Annotated in this window: 20 protein-coding genes and 1 pseudogene; 8 read left to right on the top strand and 13 right to left on the bottom strand. The window is 45.2% G+C overall.

Annotated features, from left to right (window positions below):
* Positions 1–45 precede the first annotated feature (45 nt).
* Both AAY47_RS05340 and AAY47_RS05335 read left to right on the top strand, forming a co-directional pair.
* Entirely contained in the window at positions 46–918 is an 873-nt protein-coding gene (locus AAY47_RS05340; protein ID WP_047767636.1) for a lipase family protein, read from the top strand.
* Between the two features lie 33 nt (positions 919–951).
* Positions 952–1425 (top strand): membrane-associated Zn-dependent protease 1, encoded by a 474-nt coding sequence (locus AAY47_RS05335; protein ID WP_047767634.1) that lies wholly within the window; start codon positions 952–954, stop codon positions 1423–1425.
* Here AAY47_RS05335 and AAY47_RS20445 read toward each other — a convergent pair.
* Together AAY47_RS20445 and galE are read right to left on the bottom strand one after the other, a co-directional pair.
* Positions 1417–1581: pseudogene (locus tag AAY47_RS20445) on the bottom strand (galactose-1-phosphate uridylyltransferase); the annotation flags it as partial. The gene AAY47_RS05335 and the pseudogene AAY47_RS20445 sit on opposite strands and share 9 nt — an antisense overlap.
* 72 nt (positions 1582–1653) lie before the next feature.
* A complete protein-coding gene (gene galE, locus AAY47_RS05330) occupies positions 1654–2673 on the bottom strand; it encodes a UDP-glucose 4-epimerase GalE (RefSeq protein WP_047767632.1) in 1020 nt (339 codons plus the stop codon).
* Positions 2674–2831: 158 nt separating this feature from the next.
* Here galE and AAY47_RS05325 point away from each other — a divergent pair, with 158 nt between their 5' ends.
* The 3 genes from AAY47_RS05325 (at position 2832) to AAY47_RS05315 (ending at position 4507) form a co-directional block, all read left to right on the top strand.
* Entirely contained in the window at positions 2832–3575 is a 744-nt protein-coding gene (locus AAY47_RS05325; protein ID WP_235428291.1) for a 4'-phosphopantetheinyl transferase family protein, read from the top strand.
* An 83-nt stretch (positions 3576–3658) separates the two neighbouring features.
* Positions 3659–4030 (top strand): type II toxin-antitoxin system HigB family toxin, encoded by a 372-nt coding sequence (locus tag AAY47_RS05320; protein WP_047767630.1) that lies wholly within the window; start codon positions 3659–3661, stop codon positions 4028–4030.
* A gap of 3 nt (positions 4031–4033) precedes the next feature.
* Positions 4034–4507: a helix-turn-helix domain-containing protein gene (locus AAY47_RS05315; RefSeq protein ID WP_053014209.1), complete on the top strand. Its 474-nt coding sequence runs from the start codon at positions 4034–4036 to the stop codon at positions 4505–4507.
* Between the two features lie 188 nt (positions 4508–4695).
* On the opposite strand, the gene speB is transcribed toward AAY47_RS05315, so the two are convergent.
* Positions 4696–5622 carry an agmatinase gene (gene speB, locus AAY47_RS05310; RefSeq protein WP_047767628.1) on the bottom strand — a complete coding sequence of 309 codons (927 nt, stop codon included), beginning with the start codon at positions 5620–5622 and terminating at the stop codon, positions 4696–4698.
* 244 nt (positions 5623–5866) lie between these two features.
* Entirely contained in the window at positions 5867–7771 is a 1905-nt protein-coding gene (gene speA, locus AAY47_RS05305; RefSeq protein ID WP_047767626.1) for a biosynthetic arginine decarboxylase, read from the bottom strand.
* A gap of 677 nt (positions 7772–8448) precedes the next feature.
* On the opposite strand from speA, the gene metK reads away from it, so the two are divergent.
* On the top strand, positions 8449–9603 hold the full coding sequence (gene metK / locus AAY47_RS05300; RefSeq protein WP_047767623.1) for a methionine adenosyltransferase: 1155 nt from the start codon (positions 8449–8451) through the stop codon (positions 9601–9603).
* 169 nt (positions 9604–9772) lie between these two features.
* On the opposite strand, the gene AAY47_RS05295 is transcribed toward metK, so the two are convergent.
* Positions 9773–10120, bottom strand: a complete 348-nt coding sequence (locus tag AAY47_RS05295) for a DUF6694 family lipoprotein (RefSeq protein WP_047767621.1) — start codon at positions 10118–10120, stop codon at positions 9773–9775.
* A gap of 604 nt (positions 10121–10724) precedes the next feature.
* Here AAY47_RS05295 and AAY47_RS05290 point away from each other — a divergent pair.
* On the top strand, positions 10725–12209 hold the full coding sequence (locus AAY47_RS05290; RefSeq protein ID WP_047767620.1) for an aldehyde dehydrogenase family protein: 1485 nt from the start codon (positions 10725–10727) through the stop codon (positions 12207–12209).
* A 68-nt stretch (positions 12210–12277) separates the two neighbouring features.
* Here the strand turns inward: AAY47_RS05290 and AAY47_RS05285 are convergent, their stop codons facing one another.
* From AAY47_RS05285 to rlmD, 7 genes are all read right to left on the bottom strand, one after another.
* Entirely contained in the window at positions 12278–13663 is a 1386-nt protein-coding gene (locus AAY47_RS05285; protein ID WP_047767617.1) for an SLC13 family permease, read from the bottom strand.
* A gap of 352 nt (positions 13664–14015) precedes the next feature.
* A complete protein-coding gene (gene eno, locus AAY47_RS05280; protein ID WP_047767615.1) occupies positions 14016–15317 on the bottom strand; it encodes a phosphopyruvate hydratase in 1302 nt (433 codons plus the stop codon).
* Between the two features lie 117 nt (positions 15318–15434).
* Positions 15435–17072 (bottom strand): glutamine hydrolyzing CTP synthase, encoded by a 1638-nt coding sequence (gene pyrG / locus AAY47_RS05275; RefSeq protein ID WP_047767613.1) that lies wholly within the window; start codon positions 17070–17072, stop codon positions 15435–15437.
* Positions 17069–17356 carry a hypothetical protein gene (locus tag AAY47_RS05270; protein WP_047767611.1) on the bottom strand — a complete coding sequence of 96 codons (288 nt, stop codon included), beginning with the start codon at positions 17354–17356 and terminating at the stop codon, positions 17069–17071. The genes pyrG and AAY47_RS05270 overlap by 4 nt, the downstream gene beginning before the upstream one ends.
* A complete protein-coding gene (mazG, locus tag AAY47_RS05265; protein ID WP_047767604.1) occupies positions 17326–18117 on the bottom strand; it encodes a nucleoside triphosphate pyrophosphohydrolase in 792 nt (263 codons plus the stop codon). Before mazG ends, AAY47_RS05270 begins: the two co-directional genes overlap by 31 nt.
* Positions 18118–18134: 17 nt before the next feature.
* Positions 18135–20369: a GTP diphosphokinase gene (relA, locus tag AAY47_RS05260; protein WP_047767602.1), complete on the bottom strand. Its 2235-nt coding sequence runs from the start codon at positions 20367–20369 to the stop codon at positions 18135–18137.
* Between the two features lie 9 nt (positions 20370–20378).
* Positions 20379–21716 carry a 23S rRNA (uracil(1939)-C(5))-methyltransferase RlmD gene (gene rlmD / locus AAY47_RS05255; RefSeq protein WP_047767828.1) on the bottom strand — a complete coding sequence of 446 codons (1338 nt, stop codon included), beginning with the start codon at positions 21714–21716 and terminating at the stop codon, positions 20379–20381.
* Between the two features lie 53 nt (positions 21717–21769).
* Here rlmD and AAY47_RS05250 point away from each other — a divergent pair, with 53 nt between their 5' ends.
* A complete protein-coding gene (locus AAY47_RS05250) occupies positions 21770–24154 on the top strand; it encodes an ATP-binding protein (RefSeq protein WP_047767600.1) in 2385 nt (794 codons plus the stop codon).
* Positions 24155–24298: 144 nt separating this feature from the next.
* Here the strand turns inward: AAY47_RS05250 and AAY47_RS20440 are convergent, their stop codons facing one another.
* Complete coding sequence (locus AAY47_RS20440) at positions 24299–24421, bottom strand: PAAR domain-containing protein (RefSeq protein WP_083446694.1); 123 nt, start codon at positions 24419–24421, stop codon at positions 24299–24301.
* Between the last annotated feature and the right edge of the window lie 65 nt (positions 24422–24486).

Below are 24486 nucleotides of genomic sequence, written 5' to 3'. Positions count from 1 at the left end.
TTACAATCTAAACATCATCATTCAACCTGATAAAAAGAGGCACCTATGTATACATACAGAGAAGCCGCCAATTTTGCGACATTCGTGTTATATGCAGCGAAAATGAATGAACAGTACTACAATAATCCCACTCCCCCAGCCGACCCTCGAATTGAAGAGAGTGGATGGAAAGTTATCGCGTATATCTCAGCAGATGACCTGTCTTTCTCCGTAACGCCCAGAAAAGGCGAATTGCCCGAACATGTCTGTTATGGTTATGTGGCAAAAAAAGTGGCAGAAAAAAACCATTCTCCAGGGGAATATATTATTGCTATACGGGGAACCGATCCCACAATTTTGCTGGAAGATGTCCATGATGGACTGATTGCTTTTACCTCACCGTGGACTCGTTTCTCCAAGTTAGCAGTCAGCCAGGGGTTTTTTAGTGTCTATGACTCAATGAAGCTGATTCCCACTGAGCCTGAGTCTCACCGTGTTTACAGCAATCTTAAATTGGCGGAAGCGATTGCCCGGCTTATCGGGGTAAATGGTCAGTTCACTATAGCTGGTCACAGTCTGGGGGCAGCAATTGCGTCTTACCTTATGTATGAAATAGGCTCGATAGCCCCCAATCATTCAGCCTGTTTATTTGCCTGCCCAAGACCAGGAAACCGAGAATTCGCCAAACTCGTTACCCAAAACTTTAGCAATTTTGCGGTGTTCAACTATATCGATGACGTCATACCTCATCTGCCTCCTAAAGTCCTGGGATATGCCTCATTGGACTATATCAACGAGTTTAAGCCTCAAACCAATTTAGCTATTTCAGATGGGCCGTTATGTAGCCACTATTTAATCAACTACATTGCCAGATTAGATTTGGATGTATTCAAAAGAGTGACAAAATACGGTGATATCGATTCTTGCATTAATTTATAGTTAGGAACTCATCATCAACAAAGGAGCATAAAGATGAAATGGCGTGGTTATACATACAGTGCAGTATTAATGGCAAGTAGCCTGTTTTCCCCTGCATTATTATGGGCAAAAGGGGAAGCTCACTTGTTATTCCACATGGGACTGGGAGCCAACGGTACATTCTTTGTAGGCGGCACACTGCAAAATCAAGGCGACCAACCTGTGGCGGGAGGTTATCTGGCTATTTTACCCCTTAACGCAAAATGTGAGCCAGGTACACTGACCGTATACCCATTTGAACCATTGGCACCGGGGGAAAAGAAAGAATTTCGCGTTCCAATAAATACCCCGCTAAACAGTTATCGTTTAATGGGTTTTGGTGCCTATGACGATATGGGCTTTCCTCTTCCCGCCATAGATGAAACCGCAAAAATTATTCAAGAGCGCGAACCCGGTGAGCGCAAAGCGTGCCAGTCAGCCCGAACACCAACCTCTGTCAGTCAACCTGCACCCCAAAAGGGGGCATAAAAAATAGTGTTCATCGTAACCTGGCAAGGTAACGTGGAGAGGTTTTTCATCAATGCCACTCCACGGTCGTTCTGTTCGGTGTGGTGAAACAATAATCCATTTATCCGTCAAAGGATTGTATCGCCTGTGTGGACAATCAACAGAATTGAATCGTATCTTTGACCTATTGGATACCCCTTGTTTTCACCACACAACGCTTACAGAAAGCCAAACGTTTTTTGCTGTTTCTTACTTCGCTTTATAGCCATTGGGATTTTGAGACTGCCAACGCCAGGCATCCGCCGTCATTTCCACGATAGTTCGATTCGCTTTCCAGCCCAGCTCTCGCTCGGCTTTCTCCGGGCTTGACCAACATTCGGCAATATCTCCCGGACGGCGTGGACACATTTCATAAGGAACTGGCTTGCCGCAAGCACTACTGAACGCGTCTACCATTTCCAGTACGCTGGTGCCTTTTCCAGTACCCAAATTGTAGATATGCAATCCCGCTTTCTTACCAACGGCATTGAGGGCCGCGATATGCCCGTCAGCCAAATCCATAACATGGATATAATCGCGAACGCCAGTGCCATCGGCTGTTGAATAATCATTGCCATACACGGACAGTTTCTCCCGACGGCCTACCGCAACCTGGGCAATATAAGGCATCAAATTGTTGGGAATTCCCTGAGGATCTTCCCCCATCGTGCCGGAAGGATGGGCACCAACTGGATTGAAGTAGCGTAATAACACCACAGACCAATCGTTTTCTGCATGATGGAAATCAGACAGACAGCGTTCAACCATAAACTTACTGGTGCCATAAGGGTTAGTGGTATTACCTACCGCAGACTGTTCAGTAATAGGCACAACCTCCGGATCACCATATACCGTCGCGGATGAGCTAAAGATAATGCTTTTTACCCCCGCTTTACGCATACTACGCACCAGTACCAGCGTTCCATTGACATTATTGTCATAATATTCGATAGGCTTGGCGACGGATTCCCCAACCGCTTTCAAGCCGGCAAAATGAATAACTGACTGGATTTGGTGGCGGGAGAAAATAGCATCAAGGCATGATTCATCACGAATATCCCCTTCATAAAACAGTGGCTGCACCCCCGTCAATGCCTCAATGCGCACCAGAACTTCATGATTGGCATTGCACAGGTTATCGATGATGATCGGCGTCATTCCAGCTTCAATCATCTGAACACAAGTATGGCTACCGATATATCCTATCCCGCCGGTTACTAATATTTCCACAACAACCTCTTTTCAAAAATGGTAATAACGAGGAGTATAAAAAGAGTGAGTACGTTAGTGAACTAAAATTAAGATATGGCAAAATCAGACCATAAACATTTTTAATTGATCCGCTTTCTAATAATCGCAGCCGATAATAAAAAACCATGATGAAAAAAATGACTTTTACTCCTTTCCTTACCTCTGCTCAATCTACTGCCATAAATGATCCTTTTTTTACAGACGTACAGGCAGGTACGCTGTCAGAACACCCCGATCTTCATGTCATAAAAACTTATTTTGACCCGTCTTGCTATCGGGATGCACTATTTGACGAATATGGCATTACCTACCCAAGCCAATTACAGAATGCAGTGAATAAACGACGTGCGGAATATCTGGCTGCCCGTTATTGCACTCAACAGGTTTTAAACCGTTTGGGTTACTCTGGCTTTCAGGTCACCAATGCTCAAGATCGCTCCCCAATCTGGCCTGACAATATTTGTGGTTCGATTTCTCATTCAGCCAGCTGTGCTATTGCCTTAGCGGCTTCTTGTAATCAATACCGAATAATGGGCGTAGATATCGAGCAGGAGATTAAGTCAGATACCATCAAAAGTGTTTCATCCAGCATCATCACTGACAATGAAGTGAAATTACTGACAGAGTGTCCATTCCCTTTTGCACAGGCATTCACGCTTGCGTTCTCCATCAAAGAAAGTCTATTTAAGGCACTTTATCCCCACGTAAAACGCTTCTTTGATTTCCATGCGGCTGAAATTACGTCAATTAATTGCAGCGATTACGCCATAAGCATAAAACTACTGCAAACATTATCTGATGAGTATCGAGCGGGTTCGCAATTCCACGGAAATTTTGCCTTAATGCCGCAGCAGCAAGTGTTGACGTATATTGTGCAGTGATATGCTTTATTTGAAAAAAAGCGAAGCCTAAATTTTTTCAAACATTGTAAATATCGCAAATTGCGATATCATAAGGAAGTGATATGCGAGTTATCACGGCAAAAGTCATCATCGAAGCGATGCAAAAACATGCTCAATGGAAAGTTGGGTTAAAGCTCTGGTTGGATGTTTTTGATAAAGTATCTTTACGGTTTGAATCTTATGCTCAAATCCGTGAGTTATGGCTTAAAACATCGACATGGAATGTTGATCGTATACCTCACGAATTACTGGAGGCAGGAAGCAAAAAAGGGCCGTTAGATATTTATCTATTTGATATCCATAAAAATAAATGCCGCATTATCACATGGCTTAATCCCAGATCAGGCACTTTTTACATTAAAGATGTTTGCCCCCATACCGAATATGATAAATGGTGGCGTAAGCAGACTAAATCAAAACGATCAAAAAGGTGAAGCATGAGAAAAACATCACTCGTTACTGATAAAAGGATTGATGGACTCATCGAAATTTTACCCCAAATGATGCAGTCAATATCTGAGCAAATCAGCCCGCTGGCACTTTTGTTCTCAGCCTGTATTGAGCCTGTAGAAAATGATGAAGATCTGAGTGCCCGCATGGCACTGATTGATGAGTTATACTCATATGCTGAAAATACCGAACATACCGCAGCAAAGTTCGCTGATTTTATCACCGATCGTGTCTATGAGTACGAAGCTAAAAATCGCCAAGTCCCCAATGTTACTCCACGTGAAGCATTGAGTTACTTGATGAAAGAAAGAGGCATAAGGCAGCTTGATCTGCGTGACATTGCAAACCAGAGCGTCATATCAGAGATACTGCATGGAAAACGTTCTATGAACATTGGGCAAGTAAAAGGCTTTGCCAAATTCTTTAACGTTCCTGTTGAAACCTTTATGGGTTCAGACTGAGAAAAAACTACATTTCTAGAGACACACTCAAATTAAAGGCTCACCTTTAGATGAGCCTTTATACGCGATAAACTTCAAGTTGCCATCCGCCAGACGGCGCGAAGCCTTATATTTCCCCGCTGCGCGGGGAAATATAACACGCATCTTGAAGCTGGATTGGTATAAAATCAATTTATAAGATTAATGCATTAAAGAGCTTTCTTTGATGCCTGTAAATACAGCAACTCCAGCCCAATTGTGGCGGCCGCCAATGCCGTAATTTCAGATTGGTCATAAGCCGGTGCCACTTCCACCACATCCATTCCAACAATATTCAATGGTTGTAAGGCACGCACTATTTTCAATGCCCGATCTGACGTCAATCCACCAATCACCGGCGTTCCTGTCCCTGGTGCAAATGCCGGATCAAGGCAATCAATATCGAACGTCAGATAAATCGGCAAGTCACCAACCACCGTTTTAATCTGCCCAGCAAGATCATCAACACTGCGATCATTAACCTGACCAGCATCCAGTACAGTAAAACCATTATCCGTATCATGTTCAGTACGAATACCTATTTGTACTGAATGGTGAGGATCTATCAGCCCTTCATTTGGCGCATGGTAAAACATCGTACCATGATCAAATTGACTGCCATTTGGATAAGTATCTGTATGGGCATCAAAATGGATCAGCGCCATTTTGCCAAAGTGTTTTGCATGGGCACGTAACAGTGGCAAAGTGATAAAGTGATCACCACCAAATGACAGCATATGCTTACCCGATGCCAGCACTTTTTCAGCATGTGCCTGCAACTTATCACTCATATCCTGGGCATCACCGAAGCTAAATACCAGATCCCCGCAATCCACCACATTCAGGCGCTTGCGTAAGCTGAAGTTCCACGGCCAACGGCTGCTTTCCCATGCCAGATTAGTCGATACCTGACGAATGGCAGCCGGCCCGTGGCGGCTACCCGCGCGTCCCGATGTTGCCATATCAAAAGGAATGCCGGTAATCACCCATTCCGCATCACTGGAATAGGGTTGAAAGTTCAACGGAAAACGCAGGAAGCCAAAGGCATTTGAAACCAAAGAGTTATCAATTTGGTTTCCTAAGGAGCTAATACTCATGATATATCCTCAAAAGTCCCATACTGGCTTATTACCAATCTCCAATAATTGGCAGTAACAAGTAACACAAGGGCTTATTTACACTATACCCATCCAACTTCAGATGCGTGTTATATTTCCCCGCACAACGGGGAAATATAAGGCCTCGCGGCGTTTTGCGGATGGCAACCTGAAGTTTATCGAGTTATTATACAAAACACATGATCAGGAATGACTATTGATACAGATTAATGGCTAATCAGGATTACTCATCTTCCAAATAGGTGTAGCCATACAGGCCACTTTCAAACTCTTGCAAGAATTGTTCCTGCAAATTGTCATCCAGATCAGTCGATTTCACTTGATCACGGAAACGGGTCAATAATACCTGCGGATCCAGTTTGACATATTGAAGCATATTGGCGACAGAATCACCTTCCTCGCTCTGCTTATAAGTCACTACGCCATTTTCTGCAACATAAACATCAATGGCAGCCGTATCACCAAACAAGTTATGCATGTTACCCAAAATTTCCTGATAAGCTCCAACCATAAAGAAACCAATCAGGGGCGGGTTTTCTGGATCATAAGCGGGCATTGGCATCGTTGTTGCCACACCATCACCATCAACATAGTGATCAATTGTACCGTCAGAATCGCAGGTGATATCCAACAAAACAGCACGACGATCCAGCGGTTTATCCAGACCTTCAATTGGCAAAACAGGGAAAAGTTGATCAATCCCCCACGCATCCGGCATTGACTGGAACAGCGAGAAATTCACGTAGAATTTATCTGCCATGCGTTCCTGTAATTCATCAATGATCGGACGATGGGCACGGTTGCTTGGGTCAAGGTCTTGCTGAATGTGGCGACAGATATTTAAATACAGTTCTTCCGCCCACGCACGTTCTGACAGATCCAACATACCGTGAGCATACTGGGTATGGACATCATGCAGATCAAACTGGCTGTCATGCAGCGATTCACGCAGGGAACGGCGGCTACTGTCAGATTGCATCTCCAGCCAGGTTTCCCACAAACTGGTCAGAGGGCGCGTCGCACCTTCTGCCGGCGGCGTAGTTTGAGTAAATTCATTGTGCTCTACCCCAATAACATTGGAGACCAAAACGGTATGATGGGCGGTCAATGCCCGGCCGGACTCCGTAATCACTGTTGGGTGAGGCAGGCCATGTTCTTCACACGCATCCCCAATGCCCCAAATAACGTTATTCGCATATTCATTCAAACCGTAATTAACCGAGCATTCAGACTGGGAGCGTGTTCCTTCATAATCGACACCTAGACCACCACCAACGTCAAAGCACTGGATCTTGACGCCCAGTTTAGACAATTCGACATAAAAACGGGCAGATTCACGCACCCCCGTTGCCACATCACGGATATTCGCCAATTGGGAACCCAAGTGGAAATGCAGCAATTGCAAGCTATCCAACCGCCCAGCTGCACGCAACCTTTCAACTAATTGCAATACCTGCGCGGCAGCCAATCCAAACTTCGATTTTTCACCGCCACTGGCCTGCCATTTACCAGAACCCTGAGATGCCAGACGGGCCCGAACGCCCAAACGTGGGATCACATTCAGGCGCTTGGCTTCTTCCAGTACCATCTCAATTTCAGACATCTTCTCGATAACCAGATACACCTTGTGTCCCAGTTTTTCACCGATCAATGCCAGACGGACGTATTCGCGATCCTTATAACCATTACAAACAATCACCGTACCTGTCATGCCGGCATGAGCCAACACGGCCATTAATTCCGCTTTGGAGCCTGCCTCTAATCCAATCGGTTCATCAGCATTTGCCAATGTCTCAATAACGCGGCGATGCTGATTGACCTTAATCGGATAAACAAGGAAGTAATCTCCTTTATACCCATAAGATTCACGTGCCCGTTTAAACGCGGCATTAATCGAACGCAAGCGATGTTGCAAAATCTGGGGAAAACAAAACAATGCCGGCAACCGCAATTGTTCTTTTTCTTCCTGAACTTTCTTCACCAGAGTGGCGAGTTCAATTTTAGCTCCCGGTAAGTCAGGGTTTGGGCAAACACTGACATTACCCAGATCATTGACATAGTAATAGCCGCCGCCCCAGTATGCGATGTTATAGGTCTGTCGCATTTTGCGAGCGATATTATCATTCATGGCAGTCTCCTTCATGGAGTCGAGATTTGCCTTCGCCTGTAAGGTCAATAACCCAAGACACTATTTTATCGTGCGTATCTTGCGCATTAAAAAATGTCAGGGAACAGCATGCTCTTAGATTATAGGAACGTTTAGAGAGGACTAAACAATATATTTACTGTGACTCATAATGATACCAACTCAATTTTACCTGCTGCTTATATACTGCAAGTAACTATGCTGCGGGTAACATCGAAATGACTGCATATTGAAAAGGAAGGAACAAGATGTGGATACATCAATGGCATAATGTGGCTGTTGGCCGTTAATAATCAGCAGATAATGGTTCATAACCCCATTCACCTCCACATGGCTTACCCACCGCAAGCCGTTTCTCAATTGAGAAGCAGGACATGTGTACATTTCCTGCAAGCGCCCGTAACTTCAAGTGCAAAAAAATGACTTATGCTACGCGCGCAGTTTATACCTGTAATCCAGCAAAATTGCAAAATGCAATTTACCTAAATAAGGCCGAACACCCCTCATACTTTTTAGATGGTGAAGCTAAAATGTCACACAATGGAAGATAATTAGAATTAAAAAAACTGGTAACCTTAGCAAGAGTGACTTAAAATAGCCGTCTAGACGGTAAAACATCCGCCATTAATCCAAGATTATATTTAAGGTAATAAAATATAATGACTACACATCTTTTTACTTCTGAGTCTGTCTCAGAAGGACATCCAGACAAAATTGCCGATCAGATTTCCGATGCCGTCCTTGATGCAATTTTAAAACAGGATCCTAAAGCTCGCGTGGCCTGCGAAACTTATGTTAAAACAGGCATGGTCATGGTTGGTGGTGAAATCACGACCAGCGCTTGGGTTGATATAGAAGAAATTACCCGCAGTACAGTACGTGAAATCGGCTATACCAGCTCAGATATGGGGTTTGATGCCAACTCATGTGCCGTTATCAGCGCCATTGGTAAACAATCTCCAGATATCAACCAGGGTGTTGACCGCACAGATCCTCTGGAACAAGGTGCAGGAGATCAGGGCTTGATGTTTGGTTATGCGACCAATGAAACTGATGTTCTTATGCCAGCACCTATCACTTATGCACACCGTTTGGTTGAGCGTCAGGCCGAAGTTCGTAAAAACGGCACCCTGCCGTGGTTGCGCCCTGATGCAAAAAGTCAGGTCACTTTCCAGTACGAAAACAACAAGATTGTTGGTATTGATGCTGTTGTCCTTTCAACCCAACACAGCGAAGATATTGCTCAAAAAGCACTGCATGAAGCCGTGATGGATGAGATCATCAAACCGGTATTACCTGCTGAATGGCTTACCCCGATGACCAAATATTTCATCAACCCAACAGGTCGTTTTGTCATCGGAGGGCCAATGGGTGACTGTGGTCTGACTGGCCGTAAGATCATTGTTGATACCTATGGTGGTATGGCTCGTCACGGTGGTGGCGCATTTTCTGGTAAAGATCCTTCCAAAGTTGACCGTTCGGCAGCCTATGCCGCGCGTTACGTTGCCAAAAACATCGTTGCGGCAGGTCTGGCTGATCGCTGTGAAATCCAGGTTTCTTATGCCATCGGTGTTGCAGAGCCAACATCTATCATGGTGGAAACGTTCGGTACGGAGAAAGTCCCAACTTCCACACTGATTCAACTAGTCCGTGAATTTTTTGATCTGCGTCCTTATGGCCTGATCAAGATGCTGAATCTGTTACACCCCATTTATCGCGATACTGCGGCTTACGGTCATTTCGGTCGTGAACAATTCCCGTGGGAAGCAACAGATAAAGCTGAAATTCTGCGCTCTGCGGCAGGCTTGAAATAAAGGCTTTGCTAACCTATGAAGCCCGCAAATACTGCGGGTTTTTTTATGATTAAAAGTACGGTATTCAGCCGTAATAAAATCCGTTAGTATTACCCGTACATTCTGTGTGCAGTAAGGCATTCACTTAATTCTCGTTGTTCTGTTGGAGGCAACTTAATAAGATATATACTCATTTTTTGTGCATGCTGGCCGCTTTAATTTTCTCTGCATCGTCAATAACTTGATCGGCTGTTTTCCCATGAAGGGATTGAAAAAATTTCTGTTCCAATTTTTGTATATCTGCATGTTTGATATTTCCATTCTTGTTATCCTTGAACAGATCATCAAAGTCGATATTATTGATCATGACAACATTTAATGCGTCATCAAATTGTAATCTTTTATCTTCTGGTAAAGTATCTCTGATTTTCTCAATGGATGTTTTTACAGCGATGTCATTTGTTCCATCAATTTTGAGTTGATTATCACACCCAGTCAATGCAAATCCTAATAAACAAATCGTTAACAATTTTCTCATGATCAACCCCGCGATTACCGATTAAAGTAATCATAGCAAGAATGTGAACATATAAATCGTTTTAAGAAAAATTTTTATTATCAAATTAGGAATATTTATAACTTTATTATTGATTACTTTATGTAATTGAAGATAATCAATATACATATCGAATTCATTTGCTGAAATATTGAAATATCAATCTGCTATTCCTGATATCACTTCCTATAAAAGGATAAACCATGTTTAATATTCATTACCCATAAAACGTTTTCTGTCCGCGTTATTCCTATTACTCCCCATATATACTCGATAAACTTCAAGTTGCAATCCGCAAAACACATCTTGAAGTTGGATTAGTATATACTCGATAAACTTCAATCTAACGTTAGAATAAAACAAGAAGATATAACATACCGTTATTACTCTCAAAAAATATATTCCACTAGAAAATCATATTCTATGCAGTTTTCATATGTCGCGCATTTAACTATCAAGGTTTATATTTATTGATATAGCTCTTTTATATTTCAGTTCAGCTTTGCTCAAAATTAAGAATTAGTCTGATAATAAGTTGAGAATATATATCCTAGCATACCTCAAACCAAAGTACCCGGAGAATATAATGAAAAAACTACATGATATCGAAAAAACATTGTTGCCTTGTACATCTTATAAGATGCTGATTAATGGTGAGTGGCGTGATAGCGTTTCAAAAAATACGATACAAAGCTACAACCCTGCAACCGGTGAATTGTTGACAGAATACGCAGCAGGAAATGCCGAAGATGTTGAACTTGCCGTCAAGGCTGCCCAAAAAGCGCTGCCAGCATGGAGCAAAACATCCGCAACGGAGAGGCAATCGTTATTACTGAAAATTGCCGACTTGCTGGAAGCCGAAGCCGAACGTTTTATTGTCCTTGAAACATTGGATGGGGGTAAAACCCAGGCGCTATGTCGTCATTTCGATATTCCTTTTTCTGTTGATCATTTCCGCTACTTTGCCGGCGTTATCCGTGCTCATTCTGATACGACTGATGTCATCGATAATGACACACTGAGCTTAGTCATCAGAGAACCCATTGGCGTAGTCGGGCAAATTATTCCGTGGAATTTCCCGCTATTAATGGCTGCCTGGAAACTCGCGCCTGCCCTTGCTGCCGGTAATACTATTGTTATCAATCCTGCCAGCCTGACTCCAATCACGCTGCTTGAATTGGGGCGTATCATGAATCAAGTTTTACCAGCAGGTGTTGTCAATATTGTTACAGGGCGTGGCTCAGTGGTAGGCCAGGCAATCCTCGATCATGACGGCATTAACAAAGTCGCCTTTACTGGATCAACAGAAGTCGGTTACAACGTTGCCGCAGCTGCGGCGAAAAGGCTTATTCCGGCCACGCTGGAATTGGGAGGTAAATCGGCTAATATCGTTTTCCCTGATGCCAACATGAAAAAGGCCATCAAATATGCAGCCAATGCAATTTTGCTGAACCAAGGGCAAGCCTGTGAATCCGGTGCCCGTCTGTTCCTGCATAAAGATATTCATGATGAATTCCTGAATTCACTGAAAACAGTGTTTGAATCAATCAAAGTGGGCGACCCGATGCTGGCAGAAACAGAAATGGGCTGCCAGGTCAGTGAAGAACAGATGAACACTATTTTAGGTTACATCGACCTCGCAAAACAGGAAGGTGCAACCGTTTTGACTGGCGGAAAACGTATAACCGGGGCAGGATATGATGATGGCTTCTTTATCCAGCCGACGATCCTGACCAATGTCACCAATAAGATGCGGGTGGCGCAAGAAGAAATTTTCGGGCCTGTACTATGCGTCATTCCGTTCAGTAACGAAGAAAACGTTATCGAAATGGCCAATGATTCCGACTATGGCCTGGCAGGTGCCGTATGGACGCAGGATATTAACCGTGCCTTGCACATCGCCAAAGCAATAAAAACAGGCCGTATGTGGATCAACACCTATCATGAATTGCCCGCTCACACTCCTTTCGGTGGTTATAAGAAATCAGGACTTGGGCGTGAAACCCACAAGATGATGCTGGATGCTTATACAGAAGTGAAAAATATCTATATCAGCACCAAAGAAGAGTAACACAATCGCCACCTGCAAGGGTGGCGATTTTGAGCATGGCTTATTTAAACATTAAGAGTCAGAAGGAATTACAACCAGAAAAACCAGGCAATCGCAGAAATAATGGCAATACATACCAAATTCAGCACTATGCCTACTCTGACCATTTCAACTTGTTTGATATAGCCGGTGCCATAAACAATCGCGTTAGGAGGTGTTGCAACAGGTAGCATAAATGCACAGGATGCCCCGATACCAATTATCATGGTCAAAACCATAATCGGCATTCCCAGCGCTTCTGCAACTGTGGCAAAAATAGGTACAAGTAGCGCGGCGCTTGCAGTATTACTGGTAAATTCTGTCAGGAAGATAATAAACGTAGCAATCGCAATGATGATCACAAACCAAGGGCTGGCACCGAAAGCCTCCGCCATCCCATTTGCCATAACTTCACTGGCACCGGAATTTTTCAAAACGGCACTCAACGTCAGACCACCACCGAACAGCATCAATACGCCCCATTCAGTGTTATTTTGAATCTGCGACCATGTTGATACCCCAGTGATACCAATCAGGATAGCGGCACTCACTGCAATAATCGTATCCAGATCTTTGACACCGCCGAGTGCATCACTAATCAATGAACTGAAAATCCAGCACACTACGGTTAGCAGGAAAATGCCCATGGCAATAACACGCTTACCATTCCATTCCAGGTGCTCCAATTCCAGATCAAATTTGTGGTTCAAATTTGGGCGTAACATGAGGTACATCACCCCAATCATGACTGGCATAAGAACAATGACCATTGGTACGCCGTATTTCATCCATGTAAAGAAATCCATACCTAATTGGGCGGCAGCGATAGCATTGGGTGGGCTACCTACCAATGTCCCCAAGCCACCGATGCTGGCGCTATAGGCAACACCAAGCAGCACAAAAACAAAGGTATTGCGCTCAGTACGTACATCCAGATTCGCCAGAATACCGAGGATCAGTGGTAACATCATGGCAGCAGTTGCCGTGTTGCTTATCCACATAGAAAGCAGGGCAGTAATACCAAATATCAGCAATACCGCCACAGATAAACGCCCACGGGCAATCATCAACAGACGATTAGCGATTAATCTGTCCAAGCCTTGGATATGTAGCGCTGTTGCCAGTGCAAAGCCACCGAAGAACAAAAAGATTATCGGGTTGGCAAAAGATTTCAGTGCATCGCCGGTATTCATCAATCCCATGCCGACCGCCAGAATAGGAATACACAGCGCAGTAATGGTGACATGAATGGCTTCCGTTAACCATAACACGCCAACAAATACCATTAATGCCAAGCCCGTATTTGCTTTTTCCCCATAGGGCAAAAACTTAAGCAATATCACAAGCAAAATGATGTCCAGCGCGAGAATAATTAAGCCTCTTTTATTTGAGGGTGTAGGCCCAATCGCTGGGGTTAAAGATTCAGAAGCGTCCATGAAGACTCCATAAAACAATGAAACATAACTCTGTAATGTAAAAAGAATAATTGATGAATCATTGTCACAAATGTTAAAGAATTACATTACAAATGAAATAATAAGGAGTATTAACAAGGAATAAAATACGAGTTGTATAATTTTGGGATCTGCTACGCGGGATTTGTCTGGCCACTGCATTATTGTTCAAAAAAAGAACTGAATTTCTGTTGTTATATCACACTTTCATCCTGCACTTAAGATAAGTACCGGCATAAAAAATAAAATTTTCTTTCAATAAGAAGGCGAAAGAGACGACTCCCTTCCGCCAAAACATAAATAATTTTTATTTTTTAAAGGAAAAAACCGACAATTATGCCTGGCCTTTCACTTCTTTCAGACCGTTGAAAGGAGCACGATTACCCAGTGCTTCTTCGATACGGATCAACTGGTTGTATTTAGCAACACGGTCAGAACGGCTCATAGAACCCGTTTTGATTTGACCCGCAGCAGTACCCACCGCCAGATCAGCAATAGTTGCATCTTCAGTTTCACCGGAACGGTGAGAAATGACCGCAGTGTAACCTGCCTCTTTTGCCATCTTGATGGCAGCCAGAGTTTCAGTCAACGAACCGATCTGGTTGAACTTGATCAGGATGGAGTTTGCAATACCTTTTTCGATACCTTCTTTCAGGATCTTGGTGTTAGTTACGAACAGATCGTCACCAACCAACTGGATTTTGTCACCCAACACTTTAGTCTGGTAAGCAAAACCTTCCCAATCAGATTCGTTCAGGCCATCTTCGATGGAAACAATTGGGTACTCTTTGGTCAATCCTTCCAGATAATGGGTGAATTCCTGAGAGGTAAAAGTCTTGCCTTCGCCTTTCAGTTCATAGTTACCCGTTTCTTCGTTATAGAATTCAGAAGCTGCACAGTCCATCGCCAGCGTAATATCTTTACCCAGTACGTAACCCGCTTTCTCAATCGCTTCTTTGATTGCCGCCAGCGCTGCGGCGTTAGATTCCAGGTTTGGCGCATAGCCACCTTCATCACCCACCGCAGTGTTCATGCCTTTAGCTTTCAGCACTTTTGCCAGATTGTGGAATACTTCGGAACCCATACGTACAGCTTCTTTCAGTGTGCTTGCGCCAATCGGCTGGATCATGAATTCTTGAATATCGACGTTATTATCTGCGTGCTCACCACCGTTGATGATATTCATCATTGGCAGAGGCATGGAGAATTTCCCCGGAGTGCCGTTCAACTCAGCGATGTGCTCGTAGAGAGGCATACCTTTCGCTGCGGCTGCGGCTTTGGAGTTCGCAAGAGAAACAGCCAAAATCGCGTTAGCACCGAAGTTAGATTTGTTTTCAGTACCATCCAGCTCGATCATGATCTTGTCGATGTTAACCTGATCTTTCGCATCCTGACCAACCAGAGCCTGTGCAATTGGGCCGTTAACCGCAGAAACGGCTTTTAGTACACCTTTCCCCATGAAACGAGATTTATCGCCATCACGCAGCTCCAGCGCTTCGCGGGAACCGGTTGATGCACCTGATGGCGCAGCAGCCAGACCAACAAAGCCCCCTTCCAGGTGTACTTCTGCTTCTACCGTTGGGTTACCACGGGAGTCGATGATTTCACGGCCAAGCACTTTAACGATTTTGGACATTAGGTTTTCCTCAGTACAAGTTAAATTACGGGCAACGGATTAAAAATAAAACTATTTCCTTAAATAGTGATGCCCTTAAAAGCAAATTAGCTTAATTTCAATCCATTGCCCCATATCTTATTTCAACTGGCCTTTCTGATATTTGCCGGCAGCTTCGACAAAGCCGGCAAATAGCGGATGACCATCGCGGGGCGTTGAAGTGAATTCCGGATGGAACTGACACGCCACGAACCACGGATGCGCTGGGTTCTCGATGATTTCCACCAGTTTGTTGTCGATTGAATGGCCAGCAATGCGCAAACCTGCATCTTCAATGCGTTTCAACAGCAAATTATTCACTTCATAACGATGGCGATGACGTTCAACAATGTCATTCTGACCATAAAGTTTATGTACCAGACTGTTTTCAGTCAGACGGCACAATTGGCCACCAACGCGCATCGTCCCGCCGAGATCGCTCTCTTCGCTACGTACTTCTACGTTGCCGTTCTCATCACGCCATTCGGTGATCAGAGCAACAACCGGTAACTTACATTCAGGATCGAATTCAGTGGAGTTAGCCCCTGCCATTCCCGCAACATTGCGAGCGAATTCAATCAGAGCCACTTGCATACCCAAACAGATGCCCAGATAGGGAATTTTGTTTTCACGGGCATAACGTGCGGTCATGATCTTACCTTCGATACCACGGCCACCAAAGCCACCGGGGACCAAAATCGCATCCAGACCTTTCAATACGCCAACACCGCGCGTTTCAACATCCTGTGAATCGATCAGCTTGATATTGACTGTCAGGCGATTTTTCAGCCCACCATGTTTCAGCGCTTCAATCACTGATTTATACGCATCAGGCAGTTCAACGTATTTGCCCACCATCCCAATGGTCACTTCACCCGATGGGTTGGCTTCTTCATAAATGACCTGTTCCCATTCGGACAGATCCGCTTCCTGGCATTCGAGGCTGAATCGTTTACAAATATAATCATCTAAGCCCTGAGATTTCAAGAGGGCTGGAATTTTATAAATGGAATCAACATCTTTTAAAGAGATAACCGCTTTCTCTGGAACGTTACAGAACAGCGCAATTTTTGCACGCTCATTGGCCGGAATAACGCGGTCTGAACGGCAGATTAATACGTCCGGTTGGATACCAATCGACAGTAATTCTTTCACGGAATGCTGGGTCGGCTTCGTTTTCACTTCACCCGCGGCGGCCATATAAGGCACCAGCGTCAGGTGCATGAACAGCGTGTTTTCACGACCGACCTCCACCGCCATCTGACGAATAGCTTCAAGGAATGGCAAGGATTCGATATCACCGACAGTACCACCGATTTCCACCAACACAACATCATGGCCTTCTGCGCCACGGATGATACGGTCTTTGATTTCATTGGTGATGTGAGGAATAACCTGAATGGTTGCCCCCAAATAATCGCCACGGCGTTCTTTGCGCAGCACTTCAGAATAGACACGGCCTGTTGTGAAGTTATTGCGGCGTGTCATTTTGGTTCGGATGAAACGTTCGTAATGACCTAAATCAAGATCAGTTTCAGCGCCGTCTTCGGTAACGAAAACTTCCCCGTGTTGGGTTGGACTCATTGTGCCTGGATCGACGTTGATATACGGGTCCAGTTTCATAATGGTGACATTGAGTCCACGGGCTTCGAGTATAGCCGCCAAAGAGGCTGCGGCAATGCCTTTACCCAGAGAGGATACGACCCCGCCGGTCACAAAAATATAATTAGTTTTCATGCTGAACCTGAAAGTTTAGGTTTAAAAGGATGATGAATATAACAGGACGGGAAAGCAGTATACCCTAACCTTAATTTCGCTACAAACCATCTAAACGGGGTAAGGTGCCACATAAACAGCAGCACGGCGAAAAAAACACCCTTCTTTCTCTTTAAATTCATTAAGTTATTGGTGTAAAATTTTTTCATCCGACTCAGGTTATTCAGTTGTTTAAGCGACATCCTTTTCGCTATTTCCACCTTTTTTGTGATTGCTATCCCTTCTGACTTTTCACTCGCTGCCACATCGCTTCCATTTCATCTAATGTAGCCGTTTCCAGTGACAATCCTTTGTCGAGGATCAATTTTTCGACATGACGGAAACGGTTTTCGAATTTCCGGCAGGCTTTTTGTAGTGCAATCTCCGGCTTATGCCCCAAATGACGGGATAAATTAACCACCGAAAACAGTAAATCTCCCAACTCTTCTTCCAGTCGATCTTTATCAACCACCGCCTGCTTCGCTTCGTCCATGACTTCATCAATTTCTTCATAAACTTTGTCCAGCACGGGACCAAGAGTATCCCAATCAAACCCGACCGAAGCGCAGCGTTTCTGGATTTTATACGCCTTCATCAAGGCCGGCAGACTGACGGGAATATCATCCAGCACCGAATGCTGATCTTTTTCAGCCCGTTCTGCGGCTTTGCGTTGTTCCCAACTGCCTATCGCCTCTTCGCCGCTGATACCTGCTTGTTGATTGAAAATATGGGGATGGCGGCGCTCCAGTTTGTCACACACCGCCTCACAGATATCGTCAAACTCGAACTGTTGCTGTTCCTGCGCCATCTGGGCATAAAATACGATATGAAACAGCAGATCCCCCAGCTCTTCTTTTAGGGCGCTGACATCATTGCGCTCAATCGCATCAAGCACTTCATAGGTTTCTTCCAGAGTATAAGGGGCAATCGTGGCTGAGGTTTGTACTTTGTCCCAAGGACAGCCATCCTGGGGATGGCGCAACTGCGCCATTATTCCCTTCAGTCGTTCAATAGCGTTCGGTTTCATCTTAATCCATGTCTTAATCAATGACCGTGCAAGCGTCTGGCTTCAATCACATCAGACAACTGATTGAGCTTCGCCAATACCCGCCCAAGCACTTGCAAGTTATAAATTTCAATGTTCATATCAATGGTGGCAAGCTGTTGCTTAACATCACTACGGCTGCTGACGCCCAACACATTAATTTTCTCATTGGCGAGGATGGTCGTGATGTCACGCAATAATCCACTGCGGTCATTGGCAACAACGCGTACCACCAGTGAATAGCCGCTGGAATAACTCTCCCCCCACACGGCATCGACTATCCTTTCCGGTGAACTGGCTTCGAGTTCCGCCAACTGATCACAATCAGCACGGTGGATGGAGATCCCTCGCCCGCGTGTAATAAATCCAATAATTTCATCACCGGGGATAGGCTGGCAACAACGGGCAATGTGATGCATTAAGTTGCCTACCCCTTCCACGACAATACGGCCATTATTTTTGCTGGTATTACGGGGCGTATAAGTTTTGTTCTCCAGATTGCGAAGCGCTTCGCGATCTTCTTCTTCCGCCGTAATTTTATTGAATTTGCTTTGCAGGAAATTCACTAACTGGTGAATGCGGATATCACCAACGCCAATGCCCGCCAATACTTCTTCCAACGTGTGGACATTATAACGGGCAATCAGCTCTTTCTCTGCTTCCTTGACCGTGATCCCCTGATGGGCCAGTTCATTGTCCAGCATCTGGCGGCCGGCAATGATGTTTTTGTCACGATCTTGCTTACGGAACCAATTGTGGATTTTGGCGCGCCCACGGCTGGTCGTCACATAGCCAAGGTTAGGGTTTAACCAGTCACGGCTTGGATTTGGTTGTTTCTGGGTAATGATTTCAATCTGATCACCCATCTGAAGCTGATAGCTGAATGGTACGATACGTCCGCCAATTTTTGCCCCAATGCAGCGATGGCCGACATCACTGTGAATGTGATAGGCAAAATCCAACGGCGTGGAGCCAATTGGCAAATCAATCACATCTCCTTTTGGCGTAAAGACATAAACGCGATCGTCAAACACCTGACTGCGCACTTCATCCAGCATTTCGCCGCTATCCGCCATCTCTTCCTGCCATGCGATCAGTTTCCGCAGCCAGGCAATACGGCTTTCATAACTATCGGATTTACCACCAATCGCAGTGCCTTCTTTGTATTTCCAATGCGCCGCGACGCCAAGTTCTGCATCATCATGCATCTGACGAGTACGGATCTGGATCTCAAGCGTTTTACCATTCGGTCCCAAGACGACGGTATGAATCGATTGATAACCATTCGGTTTCGGGTTGGCAACGTAATCGTCGAATTCATCCGGCAAGTGACGATAGTGAGTGTGCACTATTCCCAGCGCTCCGTAGCAATCCTGCAAACGCTCGACAACAATCCGCACAGCGCGCACGTCAAATAGTTCATCAAAGGCGAGGGATTTTTTCTGCATTTTGCGCCAAATGCTGTAAATGTGCTTCGGACGCCCGTATATTTCAGCACGGACGCCCTCTTTCAGCATATATTTACGCAAAGTCGTTACAAATTTCTCGATATACTGTTCACGATCAATTCGGCGCTCATGCAGTAACTTAGCAATTTTCTTATATTCATCGGGATGCAAGTAGCGGAAACAGAAATCTTCCAGCTCCCATTTGAGCTGCCCAATTCCCAGCCGGTTGGCAAGCGGAGCATAGATATTGGAACACTCTTTGGCAGCCAGCACCCGCTCATCTTCACTGGCCTCTTTCACTTCCCGCAAATGGGCAATGCGTTCCGCCAGCTTGATAATCACACAACGAAAATCTTCCACCATCGCCAGCAGCATCCGGCGAACATTATCGACCTGTACCGAGCAAGTCGCATCGGTATGAGTGGCTTTCAGTTGGCGAATGGCATCCATGTCCAATACACCATGCACCAGATTCGTGATGCCCTTGCCAAATGTTTCTGTCACGGTTTCGCTATCGAGTAGTCCGGCATTAAGGATGGGAAAAAGCAGCGCAGCACGCATACTGTCATTATCCATGCTCAATGTGGACAGGATCTCCACCATTTCCACACCGCGCCATAGCAACAGTTCCGCATTAGGGTGACCCTGGACTTTTTCGTGACAATATCGCCAGGTTTCAACCAACTTTTCACTGGATTGTGGGTTAGTAATGTTTAAACTCGCGATCCACTTATTGACCGCAAATTCACCTGCCGGTGTGAGATGCGCACTTCTTACCGCAACCATAATTTCTCCCTACTCGATATCTATTGGCTCACTGCTGAACAGCGCCATAGACTCTAGATGGCCGGTGTGTGGAAACATATCCAGCATCCGCACACTGACAAGATGATAACCCGCCGCCAACAAGACCTTGCTATCCCGCGCGAGTGTTGTGGGGTTACAGGAAACGTAAACCACTTTTTCAGGGACCAATTTTACAATATGTGCCATAACACCCGCCGCACCAGCGCGGGCAGGGTCCAGCAGCACTTTATTGAACCCTTGTGCGGCCCAGGGCTGTTGGTGAATATCCGATTCCAGATTTTCATGAAAAAAATCGACGTTATTAAGTTTATTGAGCCGGGCGTTATATTGCCCGCTCACCACCAGTTCAGCAACCCCTTCCACACCCACGGTTGCCTGTACTTTCGTGGCGATCGGCAGGGTAAAATTTCCCATGCCACAAAACAGATCCAATACCCTGTCTGTTGATTGTAAATCCAGCCACGCCAACGCCTGTGCAACCATTTGTTGGTTAACGGCATCATTCACCTGAATAAAATCTTGCGGGCTGAACACCAATTTCAATCCATTCACCTGATACCACGGTGCGGTTTGCCCTTCCATCAAGGGTTCAAGGGATTTTTCATCACCAAGCAGATAAATAGCGACATTGTACTGCGCCGAAAAAATGCGCAGTGTTTCCTGATCTTCCTGCTTAAGTGGATCAAGATGGCGCAACACGACGAGTGGCCCACTCTCAGCCAGAACCAATTCCACATGCCCTAAGCGTTTTACTGCATACAGGCTATTCAGGCACAGGTACAGCGGCTGCAATAATTGTTCTAATTCAGGACGCATAACAGGACAGCGTTTAATATTCACCAAATCGTTGGTCTGACGCTGGCGAAATCCCATCAACAATGTCTGTTGTTTGGCGTGATATTGCAGGCCGAGCCTGGCCCTGCGCCGGTAGCCATATTCCGGGCTGCGAATGATGGATTCGGCACTGATGCTAATTCCGGTTTCCCGTTGGATCAGGTGTTCCAGTACACTGGCTTTAGTTTTAACTTGCAGCTCAGTGGCAACGTGTTGTTGTTGGCACCCGCCGCACACTTTAAAATGTGGGCAGTGAGGTGCTACGCGCTGCGGGCTATCTGAGAGCCTTTTCACGACCTTAGCTTTAGCAAATTGCCGTTTTTCTTCTGTCAGTTGGATTTGTGCCTGCTCACCCGGCAATAATCCTGCAATAAAAATAGTTTTTCCCTGATGACGAGCAATGCCTTGCCCTTGTGCATCAAGGTTATCTGCGGTAACGGAAATAATGCCCCGGTTTACGGAACGACGATTTGGGGAGTAAAATTGCACCATGATTCTGACTGACGTTGAAAAATTGAGTTCTGATTTTCCCACAATGGACGCTTATGACCAAATATAGCCTACGCACCCGTATGATGAGCCTGATATTGGTTCCTGTTTTACTGGTCGGAACGCTTGTGAGTATATCATTTATCTCATACCGCTATTACGAGTTAAAGAGCCTGATAGTTCGCAGTGGGATCAGCATTATTGAACCCTTATCCATCGCCAGCGAGGTTGGCATTAATCTGGACAATTGCCAGCAAGTTGACGCACTGATAAACAGCCTGCACCGCCGAAACTCTGAAATTGTCAGGGCAATTGCGATCTTTGATAAGCATAACAAGTTATTCGATATTTCGAATGACAAGTATGATGTCAATCGCTTGAGGCTCACAGCCAACGAAGCCATGCCCACAACCTTGTCCAAAACGGAATACGGCAACAGTATCATCCTGAAGATGCCAATTACCTCAGAAACCGCCTCCCCTAACCCCTGGAACACTTCCACCAGCGATGCGCTGCCGGTTGGCTATATCGCTATTGATTTAGACTTACGCGCCGCCCAGCTCCAGCAATACAAGGAGATTGCTACCTCCATCGTTCTACTGATTCTGTGTCTTGGAGGAACAGCACTGTTTGCCCATGTGCTGGTGCGCAAAGTCACCCAGCCCCTGAACTGCATGGTTGAAGCCGTTGATCGTATCCGGCAGGGACAACTGAACAGCCGTGTAACAGGCGCCATGCCTGGGGAGTTATCCGCACTCCAGAATGGTATCAACACCGTGGCAGAATCGCTCTCGAAATACAAAGATGAGATGCAGCTTCATATCGATCAAGCCACTTCCGACCTGCAAATTACGATGGAACAGTTAGAAATTCAGAATGTTGAACTGACTATCGCTAAAAAACGCGCCCAAGAGGCGGTCAGGATCAAAACGGAATTTCTGGCCAATATGTCCCACGAATTACGCACGCCGCTTAATGGCGTCATTGGCTTTACCCGCCAGATGTTAAAAACTCCCATTACACCACAGCAGATGGAGTATCTGTATGTCATTGATAGATCAGCCAATAACCTACTGAAAATCATCAATGATATTCTGGATTTCTCACGGCTGGAATCCAATAAACTGGTATTGGATCAAGTCCCTTTTCTGCTAAGGGATACCGTCAATGAAGTTATCGAACTGCTAACACCGGCTGCCAACGCGAAAAATCTTCCCCTGCATTACCATATTGATGAGAAGTTACCCAATTTGATGATTGGCGATCCTATTCGCTTACAGCAAATACTGACTAACCTGATTGGTAATGCCATTAAATTCACGGATAAAGGCTGTGTCACGCTGGATATCAAATTACGCCAGCACCACCACCATCTTGTCCAGATCGATTTTACCGTGACTGATACAGGTATCGGTATCAAACCCGAATACCGTCCGATTCTGTTCCAGGCCTTCAATCAAGCAGATGCCAGCATTACCCGCCATTATGGGGGAACCGGACTGGGATTAAGCATCACTAAGCGACTGGTCAGTGAAATGAAAGGAGACATTGACTTTACCAGTGAAGTCGCTAAAGGAACGGTATTTTACTTTGATATCTGGCTGGAAAAAGAGGCGTATTCATTCGGGTCATTGCCAGAACATCGGCCAATCTGTTCTGCATCATCGCGTTTACCCATGACCGTTATGGCAGTAGACGATAATTCCGCTAACCTGAAATTGATCGGTACACTGCTGCATGAACTGGTTGAAAATACCTTTCTGTGCAGTAATGGCATGGAGGCGCTGGAAATAGCGAAACAGCATTCGCTGGATCTGATTTTGATGGATATTCAGATGGCAGATATGGATGGTATCCAAACCTCTGAGCAGATCCGACAATTGCCCCCGCATAAAGAGACGCCGATTGTGGCGGTTACAGCCTTTGCCTGCCACGAGGCGAAGAATGCACCGTTTATTGACTGTCTTTCCAAGCCCTTGGATGAAAACTGCCTGAAAGCATTGCTGAATCAATATTGCCCCCGGAAAAAACTACACGCTATTGACTGGGAGATGGCATTAAAGCAAACCGCCGGCAAAGAATCATTGGCGCGGGAGATGCTGGAAATGCTGGTAAAATCATTGCCCGACATGAAGGGAATGATTAAACAGGCTTTAACCACCGATGGTGAAGCAATCCGCAAACACTTTCAGCACCATGTCCACCAACTGCACGGCAGTTGTTGCTATAACGGTGTTCCTAAACTGAAAGCCATTTGCGAATTGGTTGAAAAACAACTGCAACAAGGGGTTGCCCTAACTGATCTGGAGCCAGAATTGCTGGAGTTTATGGATGAGATCAATCACGTCATAGCAGCCACTCCTGATGTACTTGAGGCGACAGTCCTGAAAGTGCCTTGTACCGTTGCTCTTGTACATGATGATTTAAACGCGATGGGGTAATGTGAAGAATTTCAGCCGTTGATTAACCAAGTTAAAACATGACGGACTCATCACCACCTGTTTTTTTCAGCTCTCCATGTTATCGGCTAATGTATTAGCCCGATAACATGGAGAAGACAAGCGCAGTGCGTCAGTATGGTTTTATTAAGCGAGAAACTCTTTTTGGCTGGCGATCAGTTTGGCACCACACGCTGTGTGCATCCCCTCTACGGCGATCGATTTTCCATGACTCTTTAAATTTTCACTGCCTTCAACAATGGGAAACACATCAGGGCAAGATCACGAATGTTTTTTAGTCAAAAATAAACAGGTTGCTTCGAGTAAAGAGCTGT

Source organism: Xenorhabdus griffiniae, assembly GCF_001028135.1.
Taxonomy (GTDB): domain Bacteria; phylum Pseudomonadota; class Gammaproteobacteria; order Enterobacterales; family Enterobacteriaceae; genus Xenorhabdus; species Xenorhabdus bakwenae.
Note: the sequence above shows the minus strand (reverse complement) of the source record. Positions and strands in the feature narration are given on the sequence as shown.